This is a genomic window from Cellulomonas sp. APG4 (assembly GCF_009996735.1).
In the GTDB taxonomy this organism is placed as follows: Bacteria; Actinomycetota; Actinomycetes; order Actinomycetales; family Cellulomonadaceae; genus Actinotalea.
Genome location: NZ_JAACYI010000001.1, coordinates 387,095 through 411,943 on the forward strand (window position 1 = coordinate 387,095; position 24,849 = coordinate 411,943).

Annotated in this window: 22 protein-coding genes and 1 tRNA gene; 9 read left to right on the plus strand and 14 right to left on the minus strand. The window is 73.7% G+C overall.

Annotated elements, in window-relative coordinates; translation table 11 throughout:
* Positions 1-40: 40 nt before the first annotated feature.
* From rpoB to rplJ, 3 genes are all read right to left on the minus strand, one after another.
* Positions 41-3,547, minus strand: coding sequence for a DNA-directed RNA polymerase subunit beta (gene rpoB, locus GXB85_RS01815; RefSeq protein ID WP_161915901.1), 3,507 nt, complete (start codon positions 3,545-3,547; stop codon positions 41-43).
* Between the two features lie 318 nt (positions 3,548-3,865).
* A complete protein-coding gene (gene rplL, locus GXB85_RS01820) occupies positions 3,866-4,258 on the minus strand; it encodes a 50S ribosomal protein L7/L12 (protein ID WP_161915902.1) in 393 nt (130 codons plus the stop codon).
* Between the two features lie 83 nt (positions 4,259-4,341).
* A complete protein-coding gene (gene rplJ, locus GXB85_RS01825; protein ID WP_161915903.1) occupies positions 4,342-4,872 on the minus strand; it encodes a 50S ribosomal protein L10 in 531 nt (176 codons plus the stop codon).
* A 340-nt stretch (positions 4,873-5,212) separates the two neighbouring features.
* Between rplJ and GXB85_RS01830 the strand changes: the two genes are divergently transcribed.
* Positions 5,213-6,046, plus strand: a complete 834-nt coding sequence (locus GXB85_RS01830) for a S8 family serine peptidase (RefSeq protein ID WP_161915904.1) — start codon at positions 5,213-5,215, stop codon at positions 6,044-6,046.
* Between the two features lie 21 nt (positions 6,047-6,067).
* On the opposite strand, the gene GXB85_RS01835 is transcribed toward GXB85_RS01830, so the two are convergent.
* From GXB85_RS01835 to GXB85_RS01875, 9 genes are all read right to left on the minus strand, one after another.
* Positions 6,068-8,701, minus strand: a complete 2,634-nt coding sequence (locus GXB85_RS01835) for a CHAT domain-containing protein (RefSeq protein WP_161915905.1) — start codon at positions 8,699-8,701, stop codon at positions 6,068-6,070.
* 41 nt (positions 8,702-8,742) lie between these two features.
* Complete coding sequence (locus tag GXB85_RS01840; RefSeq protein ID WP_161915906.1) at positions 8,743-10,491, minus strand: S8/S53 family peptidase; 1,749 nt, start codon at positions 10,489-10,491, stop codon at positions 8,743-8,745.
* A gap of 39 nt (positions 10,492-10,530) precedes the next feature.
* Positions 10,531-11,079, minus strand: coding sequence for a hypothetical protein (locus tag GXB85_RS01845; RefSeq protein ID WP_161915907.1), 549 nt, complete (start codon positions 11,077-11,079; stop codon positions 10,531-10,533).
* Positions 11,076-11,705 (minus strand): RNA polymerase sigma factor, encoded by a 630-nt coding sequence (locus GXB85_RS01850; protein WP_370523940.1) that lies wholly within the window; start codon positions 11,703-11,705, stop codon positions 11,076-11,078. The genes GXB85_RS01845 and GXB85_RS01850 overlap by 4 nt, the downstream gene beginning before the upstream one ends.
* A gap of 260 nt (positions 11,706-11,965) precedes the next feature.
* Positions 11,966-12,688 carry a 50S ribosomal protein L1 gene (gene rplA, locus GXB85_RS01855; RefSeq protein ID WP_161915908.1) on the minus strand — a complete coding sequence of 241 codons (723 nt, stop codon included), beginning with the start codon at positions 12,686-12,688 and terminating at the stop codon, positions 11,966-11,968.
* A 211-nt stretch (positions 12,689-12,899) separates the two neighbouring features.
* Positions 12,900-13,331 carry a 50S ribosomal protein L11 gene (rplK, locus tag GXB85_RS01860; protein WP_161915909.1) on the minus strand — a complete coding sequence of 144 codons (432 nt, stop codon included), beginning with the start codon at positions 13,329-13,331 and terminating at the stop codon, positions 12,900-12,902.
* Between the two features lie 94 nt (positions 13,332-13,425).
* Positions 13,426-14,214, minus strand: coding sequence for a transcription termination/antitermination protein NusG (gene nusG, locus GXB85_RS01865; RefSeq protein WP_161915910.1), 789 nt, complete (start codon positions 14,212-14,214; stop codon positions 13,426-13,428).
* A gap of 64 nt (positions 14,215-14,278) precedes the next feature.
* Positions 14,279-14,554, minus strand: a complete 276-nt coding sequence (gene secE, locus GXB85_RS01870) for a preprotein translocase subunit SecE (RefSeq protein WP_161915911.1) — start codon at positions 14,552-14,554, stop codon at positions 14,279-14,281.
* Positions 14,555-14,666: 112 nt separating this feature from the next.
* A tRNA-Trp gene (locus GXB85_RS01875) sits at positions 14,667-14,739 on the minus strand.
* A 194-nt stretch (positions 14,740-14,933) separates the two neighbouring features.
* On the opposite strand from GXB85_RS01875, the gene GXB85_RS01880 reads away from it, so the two are divergent.
* The 5 genes from GXB85_RS01880 (at position 14,934) to GXB85_RS01900 (ending at position 19,922) form a co-directional block, all read left to right on the plus strand.
* Positions 14,934-16,172 (plus strand): pyridoxal phosphate-dependent aminotransferase, encoded by a 1,239-nt coding sequence (locus GXB85_RS01880; RefSeq protein ID WP_161915912.1) that lies wholly within the window; start codon positions 14,934-14,936, stop codon positions 16,170-16,172.
* Between the two features lie 85 nt (positions 16,173-16,257).
* A complete protein-coding gene (locus tag GXB85_RS01885) occupies positions 16,258-17,142 on the plus strand; it encodes an ABC transporter ATP-binding protein (protein ID WP_161915913.1) in 885 nt (294 codons plus the stop codon).
* A complete protein-coding gene (locus GXB85_RS01890; RefSeq protein ID WP_161915914.1) occupies positions 17,139-18,005 on the plus strand; it encodes an ABC transporter permease in 867 nt (288 codons plus the stop codon). Before GXB85_RS01885 ends, GXB85_RS01890 begins: the two co-directional genes overlap by 4 nt.
* A complete protein-coding gene (locus GXB85_RS01895; protein ID WP_161915915.1) occupies positions 17,992-19,293 on the plus strand; it encodes a sensor histidine kinase in 1,302 nt (433 codons plus the stop codon). The genes GXB85_RS01890 and GXB85_RS01895 overlap by 14 nt, the downstream gene beginning before the upstream one ends.
* Positions 19,290-19,922 carry a response regulator transcription factor gene (locus GXB85_RS01900; protein WP_161915916.1) on the plus strand — a complete coding sequence of 211 codons (633 nt, stop codon included), beginning with the start codon at positions 19,290-19,292 and terminating at the stop codon, positions 19,920-19,922. The genes GXB85_RS01895 and GXB85_RS01900 overlap by 4 nt, the downstream gene beginning before the upstream one ends.
* Positions 19,923-19,934: 12 nt before the next feature.
* On the opposite strand, the gene GXB85_RS01905 is transcribed toward GXB85_RS01900, so the two are convergent.
* Positions 19,935-21,161: a phosphotransferase gene (locus GXB85_RS01905; protein WP_161915917.1), complete on the minus strand. Its 1,227-nt coding sequence runs from the start codon at positions 21,159-21,161 to the stop codon at positions 19,935-19,937.
* 72 nt (positions 21,162-21,233) lie between these two features.
* On the opposite strand from GXB85_RS01905, the gene GXB85_RS01910 reads away from it, so the two are divergent.
* From GXB85_RS01910 to GXB85_RS01920, 3 genes are read left to right on the plus strand one after another with little or no spacing between them, the layout of a single operon-like run.
* Positions 21,234-22,259: an adenosine deaminase gene (locus GXB85_RS01910; protein WP_161915918.1), complete on the plus strand. Its 1,026-nt coding sequence runs from the start codon at positions 21,234-21,236 to the stop codon at positions 22,257-22,259.
* A gap of 57 nt (positions 22,260-22,316) precedes the next feature.
* A complete protein-coding gene (locus GXB85_RS01915) occupies positions 22,317-23,315 on the plus strand; it encodes a hypothetical protein (protein WP_161915919.1) in 999 nt (332 codons plus the stop codon).
* Positions 23,312-23,683 carry a GntR family transcriptional regulator gene (locus GXB85_RS01920; RefSeq protein ID WP_161915920.1) on the plus strand — a complete coding sequence of 124 codons (372 nt, stop codon included), beginning with the start codon at positions 23,312-23,314 and terminating at the stop codon, positions 23,681-23,683. Before GXB85_RS01915 ends, GXB85_RS01920 begins: the two co-directional genes overlap by 4 nt.
* 22 nt (positions 23,684-23,705) lie before the next feature.
* On the opposite strand, the gene GXB85_RS01925 is transcribed toward GXB85_RS01920, so the two are convergent.
* Entirely contained in the window at positions 23,706-24,845 is a 1,140-nt protein-coding gene (locus GXB85_RS01925) for a UDP-N-acetylmuramate dehydrogenase (protein ID WP_161915921.1), read from the minus strand.
* Between the last annotated feature and the right edge of the window lie 4 nt (positions 24,846-24,849).

Consider the following 24,849-nt stretch of genomic DNA (forward strand, 5'->3'; position numbering starts at 1 on the left):
GGAGCCGGGGCCCGCCGCACGCGGCGGGCCCTCGGCGAGATCAGATCTCTTCGATGCTGGAGGCGTTGGGGCGCCGGGACAGGTCGATGCCCAGCTCCTCCGCGGCGCGGTACACCTCGTCGTCGTTCTCCTTCATGTCGATGGTGACGCCGTCCGACGACAGCACCTCGACGTTCAGGCAGAGCGACTGCATCTCCTTCAGCAGGACCTTGAACGACTCGGGGATGCCCGAGTCCGGGATGTTCTCGCCCTTGACGATCGCCTCGTAGACCTTGACGCGCCCGGGGACGTCGTCGGACTTGATCGTCAGGAGCTCCTGGAGCGTGTACGCCGCGCCGTACGCCTCGAGGGCCCACACCTCCATCTCGCCGAACCGCTGACCGCCGAACTGGGCCTTACCGCCCAGCGGCTGCTGCGTGATCATCGAGTAGGGGCCGGTCGACCGCGCGTGGATCTTGTCGTCGACCAGGTGGTGGAGCTTCAGGATGTACATGTAGCCGACCGAGATCGGGTCCGGGAACGGCTCACCCGACCGCCCGTCGAAGAGCCGCGCCTTGCCGTTCGGGCCGACCATGCGGTCGCCGTCGCGGTTGGGGTGCGTCGCGTCGAGCAGTCCCGTGAGTACCTCCTCCGGCACGCCGTCGAAGACCGGCGTGGCCACGGGTGTCCCGGGCTCGCTGCTCTTGGCGGCGGCCGGCACCTGCCCGAGCCACTCCGGCGTGCCGTCGACGAGCTCGAGGTCCCATCCCTGCTTGGCGATCCACCCGAGGTGGACCTCGAGGACCTGGCCCACGTTCATGCGGCCGGGCACACCGAGCGGGTTGAGCACGATGTCGACCGGCGTGCCGTCGGGGAGGAACGGCATGTCCTCGACGGGGAGGATCTTCGAGATGACGCCCTTGTTGCCGTGACGCCCGGCGAGCTTGTCGCCGTCGGTGATCTTGCGTCGCTGCGCGATGTACACGCGGACGAGCTCGTTCACACCGGCCGGCAGCTCGTCGCCGTCCTCACGGTTGAACGTGCGCACCTCGATGACCGTGCCCGACTCGCCGTGCGGGACCTTGAGCGAGGTGTCGCGCACCTCGCGCGCCTTCTCGCCGAAGATCGCGCGGAGCAGACGCTCCTCCGGGGTGAGCTCGGTCTCGCCCTTCGGCGTGACCTTGCCGACGAGGATGTCGCCCGCGTTGACCTCTGCGCCGATGCGGATGATGCCGCGCTCGTCGAGGTCCGCGAGGACCTCCTCGGAGACGTTCGGGATGTCCCGCGTGATCTCCTCGGGCCCGAGCTTGGTGTCCCGGGCGTCGACCTCGTGCTCCTCGATGTGAATGGAGGAGAGGACGTCGTCCTGCACGAGCCGCTGGCTCAGGATGATGGCGTCCTCGTAGTTGTAGCCCTCCCACGACATGAACGCCACGAGAAGGTTGCGGCCGAGCGCGAGCTCGCCCTCGTCGGTCGCCGGGCCGTCCGCGAGGACGGAACCCACCTCGACGCGCGCACCCTCGTCGACCAGCACACGCTGGTTGTAGGACGTGCCCTGGTTCGAGCGGCGGAACTTCGCCACGCGGTAGGTGCTCGTCGTGGCGTCGTCGTTGGCGACGGTGATCAGGTCGGCCGAGACCTCGGTGACGACGCCCGGCTTGGACGCGACGATCACGTCACCCGCGTCGATCGCGGCGCGGCGCTCCATGCCCGTGCCGACGAGCGGGGCCTCCGAGCGCACGAGCGGCACGGCCTGGCGCTGCATGTTCGCGCCCATGAGCGCGCGGTTGGCGTCGTCGTGCTCGAGGAACGGGATCATCGCGGTCGCGACGGAGACCATCTGCCGCGGCGAGACGTCCATGTAGTCGACCATGTCCGGCGGGACGATCTCGACCTCGCCACCCTTGACGCGCACGAGCACCCGGTCCTCCGAGAAGGCGCCGTCGTCCTCGAGCGGGGCGTTGGCCTGGGCGATGACGTAGCGGTCCTCGTCGTCGGCCGTGAGGTAGTGGACCTCGTCGGTGACCTTGCCGCCCTTGACCTTGCGGTACGGGGTCTCGACGAACCCGAAGGCGTTGATGCGCCCGTAGGTCGCGAGCGAGCCGATGAGGCCGATGTTCGGGCCCTCAGGGGTCTCGATCGGGCACATGCGGCCGTAGTGCGACGGGTGGACGTCACGGACCTCCATGCCCGCGCGGTCGCGCGAGAGACCACCCGGACCGAGGGCCGACAGACGCCGCTTGTGCGTCAGGCCCGCGAGCGGGTTGTTCTGGTCCATGAACTGCGACAGCTGCGAGGTGCCGAAGAACTCCTTGATCGACGCCACGACTGGGCGGATGTTGATCAGGGTCTGCGGCGTGATCGCCTCGACGTCCTGCGTCGTCATGCGCTCGCGCACGACGCGCTCCATGCGCGACAGGCCGGTGCGCACCTGGTTCTGGATGAGCTCGCCCACCGCGCGGATGCGGCGGTTGCCGAAGTGGTCGATGTCGTCGACCTCGACGCGCACGTCGACGGTCTCGCCGGCACGCGCGCCCGTGAGCGTCGCGACGTCGGCGTGGAGGGCGGCGAGGTACTTGATCGTCGCGACGACGTCGGCGACGGTGAGCACCGAGTCGCTGAGGGGCGCGTCGATCCCGAGCTTCTTGTTGACCTTGTAGCGACCGACCTTCGCCAGGTCGTAGCGCTTGGGGTTGAAGTAGAAGTTCTCGAGGAGAGCGCGTCCGGCCTCGACCGTGGGCGGCTCGCCCGGGCGGATCTTGCGGTAGATGTCGAGGAGGGCCTCCTCCTCGGTGTTCACGTGGTCCTTCTCGAGCGTCTCGAGGACGGCCGGGAACTGCGCGAACTCCTCGCGGATCTGCGACTCGGTGAGGCCGAGGGCCTTGAGCAGCACGGTCACGGACTGCTTGCGCTTGCGGTCGACACGGACGCCGACGGCGTCACGCTTGTCGATCTCGAACTCGAGCCAGGCACCGCGGCTGGGGATGATCTTCGCCGTGAAGACGTCCTTGTCCGACGTCTTGTCGGGCGTGCGCTCGAAGTACACACCGGGCGAACGGACGAGCTGCGAGACGACCACGCGCTCGGTGCCGTTGATGATGAAGGTGCCGCGCTCGGTCATGAGCGGGAACTCGCCCATGAAGACCGTCTGGCTCTTGATCTCACCCGTGGTGTAGTTCACGAACTCCGCGGTGACGAACAGCGGGGCCGCGTAGGTGAAGTCCTTCTCCTTGCACTCCTCCGCCGTGTACTTGGGCGGCTCGAAGCGGTGGTCGCGGAAGGAGAGCGACATGGAGCCGCCGAAGTCCTCGATCGGCGAGATCTCCTCGAAGATCTCCTCGAGCCCCGAGGTCTCGGGCACGTCCTGACGGCCGGCCTCGAGGGCCTTGGCCACCCGCTCCTTCCATGCGTCGTTGCCGAGGAGCCAGTCGAAGTTCTCGGTCTGCAGACCCAGAAGGTCCGGTACCTCGAGCGGCTCGTGGATCTTGGCGAAGGAGACGCGTCGCGATGCGGTGCGGTTCGCGACGGCGTCGTTGGTCGGAGCAGAAGGGGTGCGCGAGGCAGCCAAGAGGGGTCCTTCCCTGCGGATCGAGTGCACGCGCGCGGGTCGAGGCCTTACCCTCCATACCAGCCCATGGCGGCCGATCGGGCACCGGGCAGAGCTCGGGACCGAGGGGCGGGTTGAGGGTTGCAGGCACAAGCCAGCGCAAAGCGCTAGCGTAGCCGGTCGATCCAGGCGGGTCAACCCGGGTCATGGGACGACTGTGTCCCGGTGTCGTGACGTGCCGAGCCACCACGCCCGGGCACGTCGAAGGCCCGCACCCCCTGGGCACGGGCCTTCGACGTGCTGACCGGCCGGGGCCGGTCGCTCGCTAGGAGCGAGAGGTCACTTGAGGGTGACGGTCGCGCCGGCGCCCTCGAGGGCAGCCTTCGCCTTCTCGGCGGTCTCCTTGTTCGCGCCCTCGAGCACGGGCTTGGGAGCACCGTCGACGAGGTCCTTGGCCTCCTTGAGGCCGAGGCTCGTGAGGGCACGCACCTCCTTGATGACCTGGATCTTCTTGTCGCCGGCCGACTCGAGGATGACGTCGAACTCGTCCTTCTCCTCCTCGGCCTCGGCGGCGGCGGCGCCACCGCCGGCGGCCGGGGCCGCGGCAGCGGCGACCGGAGCGGCAGCGGTGACCTCGAAGGTCTCCTCGAAGGCCTTCACGAACTCGGAGAGCTCGATGAGGGTGAGCTCCTTGAAAGCGTCGATCAGCTCGTCGGTGGTGAGCTTCGCCATGGTGGCGTTCCTTCCTGGTTGCCCTGCCCGGCGCACGGCCGGGAGCAGGTGGGGTGGTGTGTCGAGGGACGGCGACCCTGGGGTCAGGCCGCCTGGTCCTCGGTCGCCCGCTTCTCGCGCAGGGCATCGATGGTGCGCACGGCCTGGGCCGTGGGCGCCGTGAACATGTACGCCGCCTGGTAGAGCGACGCCTTGAACGCGCCGGCCAGCTTGGCCAGCAGCACCTCGCGGGACTCGAGGTCCGCGAGCTTGGTGATCCCGGCCGCGTCGAGCGGACGTCCGTCGAGGACACCGCCCTTGATGACGAGCTGGGGGTTGGCCTTGGCGAAGTCACGCAGGCCCTTGGCCGCCTCGACCGGGTCACCGGTCACGAAGGCGACGGCCGAGGGGCCCTTGAGGTGGTCGTCGAGTCCCTCGACGCCGGCCTGCCTGGCCGCGATCGCGGTCAGCGTGTTCTTCACCACGGCGTAGGTTGCGTTGCCGCTGAGCGCGCGCCGCAGCTCCTTGAGCTGAGCGACGGAGAGCCCGCGGTACTCGGTCAGCACGACGGCGTCCGAGCTGCGGAACTTCTCCGTGAGCTCGGCGACCGCGGCTGCCTTGTCCGGCCTCGCCATGGCATTCCTTCCGGTGGTGGTGCCGCAGCGCGTCGGCCGACCCCGGACATGAGAAGAGCCCCGCGCAGGCGCGGGGCTCGGGGTCTCGACGGATGGTCTCCGTCGTCATGTCGAGTCACTCACCTGCGCCGGCCCCCGCTCACGTGCGGGACTTCGGTCCACCCCCGCGCGCCTGCTGCTCGCGAGCGAGCCTGGCGACGTGCGGGAGCCGACGACCTGCGGTCTTGGGCCCAGCCAGCGTACGCGACGCGGCGCCGGACGCACAAACCGCCGTCGTGCACGTCACAACCCGGGGTGTCGCGCCCTCCTTCCCGGTGAGGACCTGCAGGGAGGAGCACGCATGAGCACCGAGGCTGCCGTCCCCGCCCACGTCGACGGCGGCGGAGGGGTGACCGACTGCGCACGGTGGGCCCGCACGCACGTGCCCCACGGCGTGGGGCTCCCCGTCGCGAGGTTCGGCGAGGGGCACCCCGACGCCGGGTGGCGCGTGCGGGTGGCCCTCCTGCACGGCCCCGTCGACACGGAGCACCCCGACCTCGCCGGGGCCCGCACGACGACGTGGCCGGGCGTGCGGGGCCTCCACCCCGGCACGCCCGACCCGTTGAGCACCGCCTACGCCGCGCTGCTCGTCGGCCAGGGTCGGGCGCAGGTCCGTGGCCTCGTCCCCGCCGCGCACCTGCTCGTGGCACCCGTGCTCGCCGCCGGCAGGCAGCACGCCGACGAGCTCGTGGCCCGCGCGGTGCGCTGGGCCGTCGCCGAGGGAGCTCACGTGGTGGCGCTGCCGATCGCCCGACGCCGCCTCGGGCGACGCCTGTCGGTCACCCTGCGCCGGGCGACCGCGGCAGGTGTGACCGTGCTCGCCCCCGCGGGTGACCGTGGGCCGCACGACGTCGCCTTCCCCGCCTCCGTCACGGGCGTCGTGGCGGTGGCCGCGCACGACGGCGAGCACCTGCTCCCGGGCGCGAGCGAGCTCGCCGACGTCGCCGCACCGGGTCAGGACGTTCCAGGTGCCGGCCCCGCGGGCACGACCCCGCTCAGCGGGTCCGCCCCCGCGACGGTGCTCGCGGCCGGCGCGGCCGCCGCGGCACGCTCGGCCCTCGCCCTCGAGCTGTTCGGGTCCCTGCACGGCGATCCGCCGCTCCCGCAGGGGTGGACGACCCACGGGGCCGGCTGAGCCGCGCGGGGTCGCGAGGTCTCAGTCGAGCCCGTCGACGAAGCAGGAGACGGGCACCGGCGGCACCACCTGGGCGGTTGCGTGGGCGAGCGCGCTCGCGGGGGCGAGACCATCGGCGAGGCCCGCATGCAGGGCCGGCATGAGGGCGGCCGCGGTGTCGTCCCGCAACGGCGCCAGGGCCGCGACCACGGCGCGCGCGCCCAGCCGCAGGAGCACGCTCGCGAGCCCGAGCACCTCACCCCCGGGCCGTTCGGAGGACCTCCCCACCTCGCACGCCGACAGGACGACGACCGAGCGGGGCAGCCGGAGACCCTCGAGCTCGTGGGCGAACAACGGGCCGTCCGCGAGACGGAGGGACGAGAACAGGGGGTTGTCGACCTCGTGCCGGCCGTGTGCGGCCAGGTGCACCACCGATGCCGTCGCGAGCGCCGCGCGCGCCGCCCCGCTCGTCGCGGCGTCACCCGTGCGGATCTCGACGCGGTGGGGCGGCCGCCAGCACTCCGCCACCGCGCGGGCCTCGGCCGCGGACGCAGCGAGGCCAGGGCCGGTCAGCACACGCACGTCGTCACGCCGCTCCACGGGCGGTCGGACGCGGTCCGGGTGGCCCTCGCGCGTCGCGAGCCGCGACGCGACGCTCGTGGCTCGGCCCGCACGCGACGGGAGGGCGCCCCAGGGGACCGTGAGCAGGAGGCCGCCGGCCACCACGTGGAGCGGCCCGCGCACGTCACCGAGGACCCGTCGCAGCACGATGTCGTCGAGCGCCGCGAGACCCCGACGCAACGAGCGCTCCGCGACGTCCGCGAGCGCCGCGGGCAGCGATCGCGCGAGCACGTCGAGGTCCGCCCGGACGCGGCGGAGCACGGGACGCAGCTCGTCGAGGTCGGCCACCCGCGCGAGGCGGCTCCCCGCAGCGTCGAGGACGACGGCGTGCACCGCGCCCTGATGCACGACGAGGTCGAGGACGGTCACCTCGGTGGCGGCGTCGCGGAGCGTCCGGCGCACCTCCGCGGCCCGGGGTGGGCGCGGGGGCGCGACCCCCTCGCCCACCTGCCACGCGCGCTCCCTGATCCGGCGCTGGAGCCCGCTCATGAGCCTGCGCACCTCGGCGAGCTCCTCGGCGGCCGGGCCACGTGCCTCGGGTGGCAGCGCACGACGGCGCTCCGCGGCCTGCCGCAGCTCGCTGAGCAGCTCGGCGAGACGCTCGTCACGTGGCGGCTGAACCCTCGCCGCCCCGGCGAACGTGGCCCGCCCGCGCTCCACGGCGTCGAGCACGGCGTCGGCACGACCGCGCGCGAGGGCCACCCCGACCTCGAGCTCGACCAGCCGGCTGCCGTGCACCGCAGCCGCGGCAACCGCCTCGACCGAGCCGAGCCGACGGCGGTGCTCCGCGAGCACCTCCTGCCCGCCCCGCACCTCGCTCCGCAGCCGGTCGGTACGGCCCTCGGCGAGCGCGAGACGCGCCCGGACCAGGCGTGTCTGCACCGTGAGGGCGAGCGGCTGGTCGCCCGTGAGACGGCCCGCGGCGGCGAGGAGGACACGCGCCTCCTGCGTCCTGCCGGCCGCCGCGAAGGCCTCGGCGGCGGTGACGCGGGCCGCTCGTGCGAGGCCCGCGTCGAGGCTCTCGTCGGCGAGCTCGCGGGCGCGCTCCGCCAGACGCACGAGCGCCGACGTACCGCGGGGGCGGGGGCGTCCCCCTGCCTGCGCGGTCGTCGCGCCAGGCGTCCCGACCTCGTCGCGCAGCACCGCCAGCTCCGCCTGGCACACCGCGAGCTCGGCGCGCTGGGCCCAGGGCCGGTTCCCCCGCCGCAGGAGCCGCCGGTGCGCAGCACGAGCCCAGCGACGGGCCTCGTGCGGACGCCGGGCCAGCAGCGCGCAGTCGGCCCGCGCGAGCTCGGCCTGGGCGAGGTCGAACGCGAGACGCTGCGCGGCCAGCAGCGACGCGGCCTCCCCCAGGATCTGGTCGGCCTCCGTCACCAGTCCCGCCTCGACCAGCACCTGGGCGCGGTCGAGCAGCGCGATCGCCGGCGAGACGTCGTGGTCGAGGTCAGCGGCGTCGGCCATCGCAGCGAGCGCCGCGGGGAGGTCTCCCGCGAGGAACTCGAGGTAGCCGAGGTTGTGGCGCGCCTTGAACAGCCGCGTGCGGTCGCCGAGGCGCTCGGCGCGCTCGGCGACCGCAGTGAGGTCGGCGCGCGCCTGCGCGAGCCGTCCCTCGCCGAGCAGGAGGGAGCCGCGGTTGAGCAGGACGCGGCACGCGTCGAGCGGCTCGGCGTGCTCGATCCCGGCCACCGCGTTGTCCAGCGCCTCGAGTGCGCCGGGGATGTCACCGCCGCGCAGGCGGACGAGGCCGCGCTGCCCGGCGATGGCGACCTCGAGCGCTGGGGCCGTCGCGACCCGGGCCCACCCGAGGGCCTCGTCGAGCAGCTCCTCGGCGCGCCCGGCGTCGGCCCGGAGCTCGAACTCGCTCACGACGAGGCCCAGCAGGCTCCGGCTCCGGACGTAGGCGACGTCCCGTGCCGGGGCCGCGGCCCCGGGTGCGGGCCCGAGGCGCCGTAGCGCCGACCGGAACGCCGCCGAGGCGCGCGCGGGGCGCCCGGCGGAGTTGTGCTCGAGGCCGCGGTCGAGCGCGGCACGTGCCGCGTCGAGCTGCTGAGCCATGGTCACCCCTTCGCCGGGTGCGGCGGAGGGGTGACCCCGGGTCAGGACGTCGGCTCGAGCCCCGTCGTCTCGGTGATGGCCGTCCAGGTCTCCTCGCACCGCGAGTGCACCGTAGCGCCCGCGACGCCGCGGGGTCCGATGCGCTCACGCTCGCGCAGCAGGACAGCCGCGATCTCCCCGGCAAGCACCGGCGCCGCGAACGACGTGCCGCTCCAGACACCGAACCCGCCCGAGAAGTCGTCGGGGTCGACGGTGCCTCGGCGCTCGCCCGGGTCGGTCCCCACCAGCGACGTGGACGGCGTGCGCGACCCGGCGAGCGTCACGGGGAACGTGCTGACGAGCGAGGCACCCGCACGTCGACAGGTGACCCACGGTCCGTCGTTGCTGAACAGCGCCGTGGTGCCGTCGGGGTTGAGCGCGCCGACGGTCAGCACGGGCGGGTCGTCCTTGCTGAGGGTCGACGGCGGGATCGGCGTGGGCGGTGTCACGGCCCGGTCGAGCCGTGGCGCGAAGGCTGCCGGGTACAGCGGACGCGGGTCGCCGTCGTTGCCCGCCGAGACCACGACGGCCACGCCCGTCCGCCGCAGGGTGTCGAGGAGGTGACGGAACGGCGTGTCGAACGCCGCGTCCTGCGGGCGCTCGTGCCGGTAGCCAATCGAGAGGCTGAGCACGTCGACGGGGTAGCAGTCGGCGTGCCCCGCGAGGCCCCGCAGGTGGAACACCAGGAGCCTGCGCAGCGAGCGGAGCAGGTCCCACTCCGCGATGAAGCCCTCGCCGCCGTACAGCCGGCAGGCGAGGACCACGGCGTCCGGGCAGAGCTGGTGCACGAGGCCCGAGATGAACGTGCCGTGGCCGGCTACCGGGTCGAGACCGCCGGTGAGCGGCGCGATCGCCATCCCGCCGTCCTCGCAGTCCTGGAGCGGGTTCGTCGGGCGCGGGTACGTCCCGATCGGTTCCCCGAGCACCTGGGGGTCGCGGACCACGACGTCGTCGGTGAGCCACGGGTGGCGACCGGTTCCGGTGTCGAGCACGGCGACGACGGGGCGTTCGATCCCGTCGGCGGTGCGGTCGACCGTGCGTCCGTCCTTGTGCCGGCGGCGCGGCGCGGGCCCGACCCAGGTGACCGGCGACCGACCGCCCGAACCGGCGCGTCCGTACTCGGCAAGTCCCGGCGCCGGGTGCGGGTCGGTGTAGGGGTGCGGGTCCGTGTAGGGGTGCGGGTCCGTGTACGGGTGGGGGTCCGTGTACGGGTGCGGGTCCGTGTAGGGGTGGGGGTCGGTGTACGGCGCCGCGACCAGCACATGGTCGAGGCTCAGGACGATGCCCTCCCCCGCCACGGCGGTCAGGCCCTCGCCGACCTCCTCGAGGAGGTCCCACGCGTCGGGAGGACCGGCGGGCCGCCCCGGCGCTGGCTCCACCCGCAGGCCGAAGCCGAAGGCCGGCTCGGCGGTCGCGAGTGCCTCGGCGTCGAGCCCGGCCCTGCGGAGCAGACGGGCGTCCGCGAGGTCCCCGGCCTCGAGCCGCACGGCCCAGTTGTGCTCCGCGGCCGCTCGCTCGAGCTCGGCGATCACCGAGCCCACCGCGGCCTTGTCGTCGGCCGGCACACCCTGGACCAGGATGCGGTCCGCGATGTACGCCGTCTGCTGTGGCGCGGGGAGGCCCCCTCGGCGGACCGCCGTCGCGGGGTCGAGCGTCCGCACTCGCCACCGCAGCGGTGCGAGCGGCGGCTGGTCACCTCCGTCGCCCTGCTCACCCTTGCGGTCGCCGCCATGGCTCGCGTCCTGGCTCATCGCTCTCCTTCCGTGGCCGTGCGTCGGTGGTGACGTGGGTCAGAGCTCGATGACAGGTGTGCAGACCGTCGGGCCGGTGCCGTCGGAACGACGCAGCGCGAGGCAGGCCGCGCCCCGGGGTACGTCGAGAAGGACGAAGGCACCGTCCTCGTCCGAGTCCGTCGCGACGTGACCGCCCGGTCGGTACAGCTCGACCCGGTAGCTGTCGGCCGGCGCGACCCAGCCGTCGATGCACAGGCCTCCGGACGCGCTCTGGGACAGGTTCACCATCACCGTCACGGGCTCGCTCGCGAACGTGATCGTGGAGACCCGCACCATCTCGCGCTCCGCGTCGTGGCTCCGTGCGACGAGCTCGGGCGTCAGCACCTGCTCGAGCTCGAGCACGTCGGCGCGCAGGCGCTCGAGGGTGAGCGCGAACAGGGCGCGGTCCGCCAGGCCCTCCGGGACCGGGTCGACGGTCGTGAGCACGCGTGCGAGGTCGGCGAGCACCTCCTCGTCGCGCGCGTCGAGCAGCTCACCCGCCGCTCCGTCGGTGTCGCTCGGCTCCGCGGCGTCGTGGCCCGTGCGGTCGTCGTCGGCGTCGGTCATGACCAGCCCCACCTCTCGTCGGCGTCGAGCGCGCTGCGCAGCTTCGCCAGGCACCGGCCGCGGGTGACCCCGACCGATGTCACCCCCATGCCCGTGACCTCGGCGATCGCCTTGTAGTCGGGGCGGTCCGCGAAGGCGACGAAGCGAAGGATCTGGCGGCACCGCTCGGGCAGACCGCTGAACGCGTCCCACAGGAGCCGGTCACGCTCGGCGACCACGACCGCCTCGTCGGGCTGCGGGTCCGCGTCGGGCACCTGCCGGGCCGGTTCGTCGTCGTCGCCCAGGGCGGCCGTACGGCGCGCCTCGTCGCGGCCCTTCCCGCTCGCCTGCCAGGCCGCCCGGCGCGCGCTCACCACGAGCCACTTGAGCACGGCGTGCGGGTCGCGGATGGTCTCGGCGCTGCGCACGAAGGCGAGCCAGACGCCCTGGACCACGTCGTCCGCGGTGTCGCGGTCGACGCCCTGCGACCGCACGACGTTCCAGAGCAGCGGGGTGAGCTCGCGCACCACGTCGGCAAGGGGATCCGTGAGCCCCATGCGGTACGCCTCGAGGGCGAGGGCAGCACGGTCACCCAGGGTCATCCGGGTGACGTCGCCGTCGGTCGAACCCTCAGGTGCGCGGTTCACCGACGCGAGGCCTCCCGTGTGCGAGCGTGCGCCCGAGCCTAGGGCTCCGCGCGGGTGGGCCACAACAGTCACGCGCCTGCCTCCCGACCTCGGCCCCCGGTCGGGGCCTCTCACCGTTCAGGAGGCCCCTGGACGCGCTCCGTGACATGCCGACGACGACGAGCTCGGCGCGGTGGTCAGGAGACCTGCCCGGGTGCGGACGCGACGAGGGCCCGGCAGCACGTGCTGCCGGGCCCTCGAGGTGCGTGCCGGAGACGACGTCAGGCGACGTCGGCCTCCTCCTCGGTGAGGTTGCGCGTCTTGTTCTGGTCGAGCGCGATGCTCGGGCCCATCGTGGTGGTCACGACGGCCTTGGTGATGTAGCGCCCCTTGGACGACGAGGGCTTGAGACGCAGCACCTCCTCGAGCGCGGCCGCGTAGTTCTCGACGAGCTGCACGTCGGAGAACGAGACCTTGCCGATGATGAAGTGCAGGTTCGCGTGCTTGTCGACACGGAACTCGATCTTGCCGCCCTTGATGTCCGAGACAGCCTTGGCGACGTCCATGGTCACCGTGCCCGTCTTCGGGTTCGGCATCAGACCGCGCGGGCCCAGGACCTTGCCGAGGCGGCCGACCTTGCCCATGAGGTCCGGGGTCGCCACCGCGGAGTCGAAGTCCGTGTACCCGGCCGCGACCTTCTCGATCAGTTCGTCGCCGCCGACCTCGTCGGCACCCGCCGCACGCGCCTGCTCGGCACGCTCACCGGTCGCGAAGACGATCACGCGGGCCGTCTTGCCGGTGCCGTGCGGGAGGTTGACCGTGCCACGGACCATCTGGTCCGCCTTGCGCGGGTCGACGCCGAGGCGGAAGGCCACCTCGACCGTCGCGTCGTACTTCGTGGACGAGGTCGCCTGCGCGAGGCGGATCGCCTCGAGCGGGGCGTAGACCTTGGTCCGGTCGATCTTCTCGGCGGCCTCGCGGTACGCCTTGCTGCGCTGTGCCATCTGCTTCTCTCCTTGCAGTCGTGGTGCGGGCCAGCGCCTGGCCCTTCCACTGGGGTGGGGTGGTGCGGGGCTCACCGCCCGGCAGGACTCGCTGCGCTCGTCCTACCGGCGGCTCACTCCTCAGCCCTGGACGGTACATCTCCTGTCCAGGGCCTGCGGGGCTCACCGCCCGGCAGGACTCGCTGCGCTCGTCCTACCGGCGGCTCACTCCTCAGCCCTGGACGGTGATACCCATCGAGCGGGCCGTGCCGGCGACGATCTTCATCGCCGCGTCGATGTCGTTGGCGTTCAGGTCCTCGAGCTTCGTCTGCGCGATCTCGCGCACCTGGTCCTGCGTCAGGGACGCGACCTTGGTGGTGTGCGGCGTGGGCGAGCCCTTGGCGACGCCCGCGGCCTTCTTGATGAGCTCGGCGGCCGGCGGCGTCTTCGTGATGAACGTGAACGAGCGGTCCTCGTAGACCGTGATCTCGACCGGGATGACGTTGCCGCGCTGCGACTCGGTCGCGGCGTTGTACGCCTTGCAGAACTCCATGATGTTGACGCCGTGCTGACCGAGCGCGGGGCCGATCGGCGGCGCCGGGGTCGCGGCACCAGCGTTGATCTGGAGCTTGATGAGGCCGGCGACCTTCTTCTTGGGGGGCATGATGCCTTCCGTTCGTGTCGTGGGCCGACGCCGTGGGCGATGACCCGGTTGCAGTGCTGCCACGGCCGCCGCGGCGGCCGTCCTCGCGGGTTCGTCAGATCTTGGCGACCTGGTTGAACGACAGCTCGACCGGGGTCTCCCGGCCGAAGATCGAGACGAGCACCTTGAGCTTCTGCGCCTCGGCGTTGATCTCGGAGATCGTCGCCGGCAGCGTGTCGAAGGGCCCGTCGGTCACGGTGACCGACTCGCCGACGGTGAAGTCGACGGCGATCTGCGGCGCGGCCGCCTTGGTCGTCGCCTTCTCCGCCGCCGGGGCGAGGGTCGGCGCGAGCATCGAGAAGACCTCGTCGAGCGTGAGGGGCACAGGCTGGTGGGTGTGGCCCACGAAGCCCGTGACGCCCGGCGTGTGGCGGACCGCGCCCCACGACTCGTCCGTCAGGTCCATCCGCACCAGGACGTATCCCGGGACACGCACGCGCCGCACGACCTTGCGCTGCGCGTTCTTGATCTCGGTGACCTCCTCCATCGGCACCTCGACCTGGAAGATGTAGTCCTCCATGTTGAGGCTCTGCGTCCGGTTCTCGAGGTTGGCCTTCACGCGGTTCTCGTAGCCCGCGTAGGAGTGGATGACGTACCAGTCGCCAGGCTGCCGGCGGAGCTCCGCCTTGAAGGCGTCGACCGGGTCGACGTCCTCGTCCTCGTCGTCGACGGGCTGCTCGGTCGCCGGGGCCGACGTCGCGTCGCCCTCGGGCGCGACGTCCTCCCCGGCGGGGTCCGCGCCTGCGGGCGCGACCTCGTCGGCACCGCCGCTCTGCGTGGCCTCGTCGGCGTCGATGACGTCCGTCGGCTCCTGCTCGGTCGGCTCCAGGGAGTCCTGCGACACGGGGTGAACCTGCTTTCTGATGACTGTGCGGACTGCGGTGCGGGCGAGGGACGCGTGTCGGGGCTCAGCCCCCGAACACCCAGCCCACGAGCGTGCCGATGCCCAGGTCGAGCACGGTGACGAAGGCCATGACCACCGCGACGAAGACGAGCACGACCGTGGTGTAGGTCATGAGCTCGGAGCGGGTGGGCCGCACGACCTTCTTGAGCTCCGCGACGACCTGGCGGACGAAGAGCGCGATGCGCGCGAAGACGCCGCGACGCGCATCGTCGTCCCGGCCCGGTCGCGCGCTGCCGGCGCCCTCGGCGCCGGAGGCCGCAGCCCGTGCGGATTCGCTCACAAGTTCGTCCCTACGTCTCGTCCGTGCCGGCCGCCCTCGCGGCCTCGGTCAGGCGTCCGCGCCCGGAGAGGCCGCGAGCCGCCCCCGGGTCCAGGACCCGGGTCGGTGCACGCAGGGCAGGCGAGACTCGAACTCGCAACCGCCGGTTTTGGAGACCGGTGCGCTACCAATTGCGCCACTGCCCTTCACCGGGGCCGACGTCCACTTCCGGTACCGCTCCACGCGAACCCGGTCAGGTGCGGGCGCGGGCACGGCACATCATGGCGGACGTCAACCACCAGCGGTCGAGTGTACGTGGTCACGGGCGCCGGGTCGAACAGGGCGTCCGCGGGACGGTTCCGCCCCGACCCGGCGGCCCGCCCTCTGCCAGTATGAACGGGTGACCGAGACGCCCTCCTCCGCAGCCGCCCGTCCCGCGCGCCGCCGGGTCTCCGCCCGCGTGGGTTCCATCGCCGAGTCCGCGACGCTCGCCGTCGACGCGCGCGCCAAGGCCCTCAAGGCCGCCGGCCGCCCCGTCATCGGCTTCGGCGCGGGCGAGCCCGACTTCCCCACGCCGGGCTACGTGGTCGAGGCCGCCGTCGCCGCGTGCCGCGAGCCGGCCAACCACCGGTACACCCCCGCCGCGGGCCTGCCCGCGCTGCGCGAGGCGATCGCCGCCAAGACGCTGCGCGACTCGGGGTACGAGGTCGCGCCGGGCCAGGTGCTCGTGACCAACGGTGGCAAGCAGGCCGTGTACCAGGCGTTCGCGACGATCGTGGACCCGGGCGACGAGGTCCTCCTGCCGGCTCCGTACTGGACCACCTACCCCGAGGCGATCCGGCTCGCGGGCGGCACGCCTGTCGAGGTGTTCGCCGGCGCCGAGCAGGGCTACCTCGTGACCGTCGACCAGCTCGAGGCCGCACGGACGGACCGCACCAAGGTGCTGCTCTTCTGCTCGCCGTCGAACCCCACGGGCGCGGTGTACTCGGCCGCGCAGACCGAGGAGATCGGACGTTGGGCGCTCGAGCACGGCATCTGGGTGATCACCGACGAGATCTACGAGCACCTGCTCTACGACGACGCCGAGTTCACGCCGGTCGTGCGTGCGGTGCCCGAGCTCGCGGACACGACGATCGTGCTCAACGGTGTGGCCAAGACCTACGCGATGACCGGGTGGCGCGTGGGCTGGATGATCTCGCCGGCCGACGTCACCAAGGCGGCGACGAACCTGCAGTCCCACCTCACCTCGAACGTCGCGAACGTCTCCCAGCGCGCCGCGATCGCGGCCCTCACGGGCGACCTCTCGGCCGTCCACGAGATGCGTACCGCGTTCGACCGACGACGTCGGCGCATGGTCGAGATGCTGTCAGCGATCCCGGGGGTGCACGTCCCCACACCCACCGGTGCGTTCTACGCCTACCCGAGCGTGGAGGGGCTCCTCGGCCGCTCGATCCGTGGGCGCACCCCGACGACGTCGGCCGAGCTCGCCGCGCTGATCCTCGACGAGGTCGAGGTCGCCGTCGTGCCGGGTGAGGCCTTCGGTCCCAGCGGGTTCCTGCGACTCTCCTACGCCCTGGGCGACGACGACCTCGTCGAGGGCGTGCGCCGCATCCAGGACCTGCTCGGCGAGGCCGAGTAGCGCTCGGGGGTCCACCGTCCGGTGGACGCCTGAACCCTCCGGGAGGTCCTCGCGCCCGGACGGCGATCCGCGGGAGGCTCTGGTCATGAGCACACTCGCGGTCCGGGTGACGGGCCTGCACAAGCACTACGGTCCCAAGCGCGCCGTCGACGGCCTCGACCTCGAGGTCGAACAGGGCGAGATCTTCGCGGTCCTCGGCCCCAACGGGGCGGGGAAGACGACCACCGTGGAGATCCTCGAGGGGTTCCGGCGGCGCGACGCCGGCGAGGTGAGCGTGCTCGGCGAGGACCCGCAGCGGGCCGGTCGCGCATGGCGGAGCCGGATCGGCGTGGTCCTCCAGGACGTCGACGACCACGCGGAGCTCAGCGTGCACGAGCTCGTGCACCACTTCGCGCGGTACTACCCGGGGGCCCGCGACGCGGACGAGGTCATCGCCGCCGTCGGCCTGACCGAGAAGGCCCGCACCCGCACCCGCCAGCTCTCGGGCGGGCAGCGACGCCGGCTCGACGTCGCGCTCGGCATCGTGGGGCGCCCCGAGCTCCTCTTCCTCGACGAGCCGACCACGGGGTTCGACCCCGAGGCGAGACGCTCGTTCTGGGACCTCGTGGCCGGGCTGCGCGACGAGGGCACCACGATCCTCCTGACCACGCACTACCTCGACGAGGCCGAGCACCTGGCCGACCGCTGCGCGGTGGTGCGCGACGGTCGCGTCGTGGCCATGGACGCGCCGGCGCGGCTCGGGGGCCGCGCCTCGCGGCACGCGCTCGTGCGCTGGCAGACCCCGGAAGGCCCCCGCGAGGAGGTCACCGAGGCGCCGACCGCTCTCGTCGCCCGCCTCGCCGCCGCACTGGCGCCCGACGGCGGCGAGGTCCCCGGGCTCGAGGTCCGCCGACCCACGCTCGAGGACGTGTACCTCTCCCTGATCGGCGAGCAGGGCGCCGACATCGACCTCGAGGAGGTCTCCCGATGAGCACCGCCACCCGCCCGGCCGCCGCGACCACCCGGCGACCCGCCACAGCCACCCTGCCGTCCGCGCTGCGGCTGGGGCTCGCGCGCACCTCCCTCGAGATCCGCGAGTTCTTCCGCGAGCGCGACGCCGTCGTGTTCGTGTTCGCCTACCCGATCATCATGCTCGCGATCTTCGCGACGGTGTTCGGCCAGGACGGGGCTCGGGTCGGCCCGGGTGAGGGCGTGCCGTTCGCGCAGTACTTCCTGCCCGGCATGGTCGCCACCGGCGTGCTCCTGTCGAGCTTCCAGAACCTCGCGATCTCGATCTCCGTCGAGCGAGACGAGGGGCGCCTCAAGCGCCTGCGGGCGACCCCCATGCCGGCCTCGGCCTACTTCCTCGGCAAGGTCGGCTCGATGCTCGTGACCTGCGTGGTCCAGACCGCGCTCCTCCTCGCGGTGGGGGCGGTGCTGTTCGACGTGACCCTGCCCGACGACCCGGGACGCTGGTGGACGTTCGCGTGGGTCTTCGCGCTCGGCACGGGTTCGGGCGCCATCTGCGGCGTCGCGTTCTCCTCGATCCCCCGCAGCGGCCGCAGCGCCTCGGCCGTGGTGATCCCGGTCGCGATCGTCCTGCAGTTCATCTCGGGGGTGTTCTTCACGTTCGGCGACCTCCCGGCATGGATGCAGCAGGTGGCGTCGCTGTTCCCGCTCAAGTGGATGGCGCAGGGCATGCGCTCGGTGTTCCTGCCCGACGCCGCCGCGGCCCTCGAGCCGTCCGGGTCGTGGCAGCACGGGGCGACGGCCGCGGTGCTCGTGGCGTACCTCGTCGTCGGACTTGTCGTGGGTGTGCGCACGTTCCGCTGGCGGCGACGTGACGACGGCTGACGGCCCACCCCTCGACGGGCGTGCGGAGTTCCGCGCCCGCACCCTGCGGGGCTGGGACGTCGCGTTCTACCTGCTGACCGCGATCGGCGCCGTGGCGCTGCTCACGGACACCGGCCTACGCCACGGCCGCCTCGTCGTGGGCCTCGCGACGCTCGGTGCGCTCACGGCCGCGTACGTCGCCGTCGGGCGGCGCGCTGCCAGGACGGCGCGCGACGACCTGATCACCGCCTACCTCGCCCTCCTCGTGGTCGCCGTCGGCCTCGTCGTCTGGTCGAGCGCGACCGGCACGCTCGTGCTGTTCATCGCGTACAGCCAGGTCTGGTACTTCGCCCAGAGCCGGACTCGGGGGGTGCTGTGGTCGGTGGTGCTCTCGGCCGGCGTCGTCGTGGCGACCGTGGTCCGGGAGGGTCTGGGGTGGGCCGAGGCGCCCGCGGCGATGGCCCAGGTGTCGATCGCGCTCGCGTTCGCGGTGCTGCTCGGCCTGTGGGTCACCCAGGTCGCCGAGCAGGGCGAGCTGCGCGCCCAGCTGCTGGAGGAGCTCGAGGCCACGCAGGCCGAGCTGGGACGATCGCACCACGCCGCGGGGGTCGCGGCCGAGCGTGAGCGCCTGGCGCGCGAGATCCACGACACGCTCGCCCAGGGGTTCACCAGCGTGGTGATGCTCGCGCAGGCGACCGCCGCCGACGTGCGCAGGGGTGCGGCGGAGCGGGCCGAGGAGAGGCTCGCCCTCATCGAGCGCACCGCACGCGACAACCTCGCCGAGGCGCGGGCGCTGGTCGCGGCCTTCTCACCCGTGGAGCTGCAGTCCGGCGGTCTGACCGAGGCGCTCGGGCGTCTCGCCGGGCGGTTCGAGCGCGAGACGGGGGTCGAGGTCGACGTCGTCCTCGCGGCCGAGCTGCCCGGCCTGGACCGCGACGCCGAGGTGATCCTGCTCCGGGCCGCGCAGGAGGCGCTGTCGAACGTGCGGCGCCACGCGGCAGCGGCACACGTGCGCCTCGTCCTCGACGGTGGCGACCAGACACGGGGCCAGGGCACCGAGGGCGACGACGTCTCGACGTCACCCACGCACGCCGTCGCGCTCGAGGTGGTCGACGACGGTCGTGGCTTCGACCCGTCGACCACCGCGGGCCTGGGGCTTCAGGGCATGCGTGAACGCGTGACCTCCGGGGGCGGCGAGCTCGACGTCACGAGCTCCCCCGACGGCACCCGGGTGCGGGTCCTGGTGCCGACCAGGCCGTCCACCGCACCCCCGGACGGCGCCACCGCGCCGCCAGGAGGCGCCGCATGATCCGGCTGCTCGTGGTCGACGACCACCCCGTGGTGCGCGCAGGCATCGTCGGGCTGCTCGCCGACGCCGACGACCTCGACGTCGTGGGCGAGGCGGCCGACGGCGCGGCCGCGACAGCGCTCGCGCGCGAGCTGCGCCCGGACGTGGTGCTGATGGACCTGCGCATGCCCGGGACGGACGGGGTCGCGGCGACGGGCGAGGTACTGGCGGCCGTCCCGACGGCCCACGTGGTCGTGCTGACCACGTACGAGACCGACGCGGACATCCTGCGCGCCGTGGAGGCCGGGGCGACCGGGTACCTGCTCAAGGACACGACCCGTGAGGCCCTGCTCGACGGCGTGCGTGCCGCCGCACGCGGGGAGACCGTCCTGGCGCCGTCCGTCGCGCGACGACTCGTCTCGCAGGTGCGCGGGCCGCACGACCGGCTCACCGAACGCGAGCTCGAGGTGCTGGGCGCCGTCGCGCGCGGGCTGAGCAACGCGCAGGTGGGTGCCGAGCTGTTCATCACGGAGGCGACCGTCAAGACCCACCTGCTGCGGGTCTTCGCCAAGCTCGGCGTCGACGACCGCGCGCACGCGGTGATGGTCGCGGTGCGCCGAGGCCTGCTGCGGGCCGACCACGGCGGCTGAGCGCACGCGACCTCAGCTCCGCCCGAGGCGGGCGAGGGCACAGCGGCGCCACGCGTCGACGACGTCGATCCTGGCGGTGGCGCCGCCGCCAGGTCCGCGCCCCGGGGCACCCGCGACCAGGCTCAGCGCGACCGCCGCCGCACGGGCTGCGAGCGCCGCAGCGTCCACGACCTCGGCGAAGGCACGGGCCCACCGTCGGACGACCTCGGGGGCCCAGCGGTGCGCGACCGGGTCGAGGTTGGCCAGGACGCTCAGGTGCGCGAGCAGCCGGGCCAGGTCGTCGACGCGGTGACCCGGCCCGGCGGCGTCGACGTCGAGGACGCCGACCACGCGTCCGCCGTCGACGAGCAGGTTGGCGTCGTGCAGGTCGCCGTGCACGGGGACCACGGGGCCCGGGTCGGTGCCCGCGACGAGCGCCGTGACGTCATGCGCGAGTCGCACGAGCCGTGGGGCGTGCTCGGGGAGCATCGCCGCGGCCGCCACCGCATGAACCGTCGTGTCCTCGACCGCGATGCCGCGCGGTGGCAGGTCGAGCAGGCTCCGAGGAAGCGCGTCGAGGACGTCGAGGACCGCCGCCGGGGGCAGGGCACGCGTGCCCTGCCCCACGAGGGCGTCGGTGAGCCGCACGCCCGGTAGCTCGGCCAGGGCGAGTACGCCGTCGGGCAGCAGGCGCGCCGGTGCGACGGGTACGCCCCCGGAGGCCAGCAGCGCGTGACGGGCGAGGACGCCTGCGGCGATCTCGGGGCGCACCACCTTCAGGTAGGTGGTCGAACGGCCGGCGACGGAGACCTTGCCACCGGCCGGACGCCCGGTCACCCGGACCACCGCGCGCCGCAGCGGACGGTAGGTCACCAGCTCGAGACCGGGCTCGGCGACCGCCGCCATCCGCCCCGCCACGCCGACGTCGCACGCACGCACGAGACCGGGCAGCGCAGGGTCCGCCGGGTGCCGCCACGCCCGCACCTCGCGGTCGCCGAGCCGCACCCGCTCGGCCACCGCACCCTCGGCCACGGGGCAGGTCGTGGCCAGGACGTAGTCGTCCCACTCCCGACCGCGCGCGGACCACGTGACGACGTAGCCCGCCGTCGCACCGACGCCGGGGCGCAGGTGCGTCTCGTGCAGTCGGCACCGGGCGACGGCCGCCGTACCGGCGAGCGCAGCGGCAACCCTCCCCGCAGCGCCGTCACCGCCCAGGAGCTCGAGGTCGTCACGCGCGTGACGGGAGCACGGTGCCGCCATCGCACCAGTGTCACCCACGGCCGAGGGCGCCCGACGGGAGCGCGGTACGCGACGGGCTGGCAGACTCTCGGCGTGCGCGACCTGGCGAGCCTGCCCAAGGCCCACCTCCACCTGCACTTCACGGGCTCGATGCGGGTGCAGACCCTGGCGGAGATGGCCGAGGAGCGGGGTGTGCGTCTACCGGCGGCGCTGCTCGACGGCGATCCGCTCGACCTGCCCGCCGGGGACCGCGGCTGGTTCCGCTTCCAGCGGCTGTACGACGCGGCACGCGCGTGCGTGCGTTCGGAGGCCGCGATGCGGCGCATCGTCGCCGAGGCAGCCGAGGACGACGCGACCGAGGGCTCAGGCCGGCTCGAGATCCAGGTGGACCCCACCTCGTACGCGCCGTTCGTGGGTGGTCTCACGCCCGCGCTCGAGATCGTGCTCGACGAGGCCCGTGGGGCGAGCGCCCGCACGGGGGTCGAGGTCGCCGTCGTCGTCGCGTCGTCGCGCGTGCGTCATCCGCTCGAGGCCCGCACCCTCGCGCGCCTGGCCGCGCGGTACGCCGGCGATGGTGCCGGAGAGGTGGCCGGCTTCGGCCTGAGCAACGACGAGCGCCGCGGCCGCACCGAGGAGTGGGCGCACGCGTTCCGGATCGCACGGCGCGCCGGACTGGCGTCCGTGCCGCACGGCGGGGAGCTGCTCGGGGCGGACCACGTGCGCGTGGTGCTCGATCACCTCGCCCCCGACCGGCTGGGCCACGGCGTGCGCGCGGTCGAGGACCCCGACGTGCTCCGGACGGTGGTCGACCGCGGCGTCGCGCTCGAGCTCTGCCCCGCCTCGAACGTGTCGCTCGGCGTGTTCCGCGAGCACGCGCACGTGCCCCTCGCGCGGCTGCTCGACGCAGGGGCCACGGTCGCGCTGGGTGCCGACGACCCGCTGCTGTTCGGCAGCCGCCTCGGGGCCCAGTACCGCACCGCGCGCGAGGTCCACGGCCTCGACGACCACGCCCTCGCCGAGCTCGCGCGCGGCTCGGTGCGCGCCTCACGGGCAACACCCGGCACCCGGGCGCGGCTGCTCGCGGGCATCGACGCGTGGCTGGAGACGCCGGCCGGTTGACCCACGACCCTCGGGGCTGTCATTGTGTCAATGAACCGACACAATGAAGGAGTCGCGATGTCCGTGGGTCTGCTCGTCCCCGCGTGGTACGACGTGCTGTGGACCCTCGTCGTGCTTCCCGTCCTGGTGCTGCCCCTCGCGGCGGTCGTCTGGGTGGTCGTGCGGCTCGTGCGCGGCCCGGTCGCCCCCGCGCCCACCGCGGCGGCCCGCGCGGCACACCGGCACGCGACCGCGGTCAGCACGCTCGCCTGGGTCGCCCTGGCGATCACCCTGCTCGGCGGCGCGGCCGTCGTCGCACATACGCCGCTCAGCCTCGGTCAGGGACTCGCGTTCGGCCTGGTCCCCGCCGCCGCCGGCCTCTCGCTCGCCGCCGTGCAGGCGATCGGTGAGCTGACGTGGCCGCGCCCCACAGGGACCGTGCGCCGCGCCGGCCTCGTACCCCGGAGCGCCGCCGACGTCGCGCCGGCGGCGCTGCGCCGAGCGCTCTGGTCATGGGGCGCCCTGCTCGGCACCCTGCTGCTCGCCTGCGGCCTCACGGCCGCCGACGACGGCCGCAGCGTCGCGCGCTCGTTCGAGGACGGCAGCAGCGCGGCGGGACCGTTCCCGGGCTGGTTCTACGCGCTCCCGCTGCTCGTGGCGACCGCCGTCGTGCTGCTCTCGGCCGAGGGGACCCTGCGTCTCGTCACCCGCCGCGCCTCCGTGAGTGACGCGGAACCCACCTGGGACCTCGCCCTCCGCCGCCTCTCAGCGCACCGGCTGCTGCGGGGCGCCCAGCTCGTGCTCGGCCTGACGACGGCCGGCGTCACGCTCGTCGCGGGGACCGCCCTGCGCAACGTCGGGTCGAGCGCGGGCGCCCCGGGGAGCAGCAGCCCGGTGCACGTCGCGCTCGGGACGGGCCTCATGACACTCGCCGTCGGAGCGCTGCTCGCGACCCTCGTGCTCGCGGCACTGCCCGCGCCGGGCCCGGACGCCGCGGCCGGACCGCGCACCGCCCTGCCACCCGGTGCTCCCCCACCCCACGGCGCGCCCGACCGCGCGGTCGGCCCCGCGAGATGAGCCTGCAGGTCGAGGTCGACCTGTCGTCCGGGGTGCCGCCGTACGAGCAGATCCGCCTTCAGGTCGTGGCGCACGTGAGTGCCGGACGCCTGCACCCGGGCGACCGGCTGCCGACCATCCGCACGCTCGCGAGCGACCTGGGTGTGGCCGCCGGCACGGTGGCCCGCGCCTACCGCGAGCTCGAGCACGCCGGTGTGGTGACGACCCGTCGCCGGACGGGGACGGTGGTCGCCGTGGGCGCGACGGGAGCAGCCGACCCCCTGCGGGACGCCGCGGCCGCCCTCGTGGCGACGGCACGCGCGGCCGGCCTCGACGACGACGGCGTTCTGGACCTGGTGCGGGGGGCACTGCTGGGCGAACGCCGCTGAGTCCGGCCTCGCCGACCAGGCCCTACAGCCGCACGCCCACCAGCACGGGCTCGGGCTCGAGCTCGACACCGAAGGTCTCGCGCACGCCGTCCCGCACCGTGCGCGCCAGCGTGAGCAGGTCCGCCGTGGTGCCCTGGCCGCGGTTGGTGAGCGCGAGGCTGTGCTTGGTCGACAGCGAGACCGGCCCCGGAAGCCCGAAGCCCTTGCCGAAGCCCGCACGGTCGATCAGCCACGCCGCGCTCGTCTTCACCAGCGTCGGATCGACCTCGCCGAGGCTCGGACCGGTCGTCCGTTCGGGCCGGGCGGACCGCACGGGGTAGCGGGGGGCCTCGGCGGGCAGCGCGTCGGCGACGTCGGCCGGGAGCACCGGGTTGGTGAAGAACGAGCCGGCGCTCCACGTGTCCGGGTCGCGCTCGTCGAGCACCATGCCCTTGGCCGCGCGGAGCTCGAGCACCGCGGCACGCACGTCCGCGAGCGGTGCCCGCGCGCCGATCTCGACGTCGAGCCGGCGCGCGAGCTCGCCGTACCCGACCGGCGCGGACAGCGTCCCGAGCCGCAGCTGGAAGCCCACCTCGAGGACCACGTAGCGCGGGCTCGGGGCCCACCGCGAGGGCCTGCCGTCGGGGTCGCGGAGCGAGTGCTTGAGCACGGACGTCCGGTACCCGAACCCGAGCTCGCCGAGCGCGAGCACACGGTGACGCGACTCCGCGCGGTCCCAGACGCGGACCGTCGCGACGACACCCGACACCTCCTGGCCGTACGCGCCGACGTTCTGCACGGGCGTCGCACCCGTCGACCCCGGGATGCCCGCGAGCGCCTCCACGCCCACCCAGCCCTCGGCGACCGCCCGGTCGACGACGTCGCCCCACGGGGTACCTGCCGCGACCGTCACGCTCGCGCCGCCGCACGCGTCGGCCTCGTCGACGGCGATCGCGCGGCGCACGTCACGCACGACGACGCCCGGGAAGCCGTCGTCGGCGACGACGAGGTTGGAGCCGCCGCCCAGCACGAGCAACGGCTCGCCGGCCTCGTCCGCAGCGCGGACGACGGCCACGAGCTCGTCGGCCGTGCCGACCTCGACGTAGCGGCCCGCGGGGCCGCCCGTGCGCAGGGTCGTCAACGTGGCGAGGGCGGGAGCGGTCGGCTCGGTCGCGGTGGTCACCCGC

Excerpts from the sequence above, each read along its gene's own strand:
- rplL (WP_161915902.1), bottom strand. The coding sequence starts at position 4,258 with ATGGCGAAGCTCACCACCGACGAGCTGATCGACGCTTTCAAGGAGCTC.
- rplJ (WP_161915903.1), bottom strand. The coding sequence starts at position 4,872 with ATGGCGAGGCCGGACAAGGCAGCCGCGGTCGCCGAGCTCACGGAGAAG.
- GXB85_RS01830 (WP_161915904.1), top strand. The coding sequence starts at position 5,213 with ATGAGCACCGAGGCTGCCGTCCCCGCCCACGTCGACGGCGGCGGAGGG.
- GXB85_RS01835 (WP_161915905.1), bottom strand. The coding sequence starts at position 8,701 with ATGGCTCAGCAGCTCGACGCGGCACGTGCCGCGCTCGACCGCGGCCTC.
- GXB85_RS01840 (WP_161915906.1), bottom strand. The coding sequence starts at position 10,491 with ATGAGCCAGGACGCGAGCCATGGCGGCGACCGCAAGGGTGAGCAGGGC.
- GXB85_RS01845 (WP_161915907.1), bottom strand. The coding sequence starts at position 11,079 with ATGACCGACGCCGACGACGACCGCACGGGCCACGACGCCGCGGAGCCG.
- rplA (WP_161915908.1), bottom strand. The coding sequence starts at position 12,688 with ATGGCACAGCGCAGCAAGGCGTACCGCGAGGCCGCCGAGAAGATCGAC.
- rplK (WP_161915909.1), bottom strand. The coding sequence starts at position 13,331 with ATGCCCCCCAAGAAGAAGGTCGCCGGCCTCATCAAGCTCCAGATCAAC.
- GXB85_RS01885 (WP_161915913.1), top strand. The coding sequence starts at position 16,258 with ATGAGCACACTCGCGGTCCGGGTGACGGGCCTGCACAAGCACTACGGT.
- GXB85_RS01890 (WP_161915914.1), top strand. The coding sequence starts at position 17,139 with ATGAGCACCGCCACCCGCCCGGCCGCCGCGACCACCCGGCGACCCGCC.
- GXB85_RS01900 (WP_161915916.1), top strand. The coding sequence starts at position 19,290 with ATGATCCGGCTGCTCGTGGTCGACGACCACCCCGTGGTGCGCGCAGGC.
- GXB85_RS01905 (WP_161915917.1), bottom strand. The coding sequence starts at position 21,161 with ATGGCGGCACCGTGCTCCCGTCACGCGCGTGACGACCTCGAGCTCCTG.
- GXB85_RS01915 (WP_161915919.1), top strand. The coding sequence starts at position 22,317 with ATGTCCGTGGGTCTGCTCGTCCCCGCGTGGTACGACGTGCTGTGGACC.
- GXB85_RS01920 (WP_161915920.1), top strand. The coding sequence starts at position 23,312 with ATGAGCCTGCAGGTCGAGGTCGACCTGTCGTCCGGGGTGCCGCCGTAC.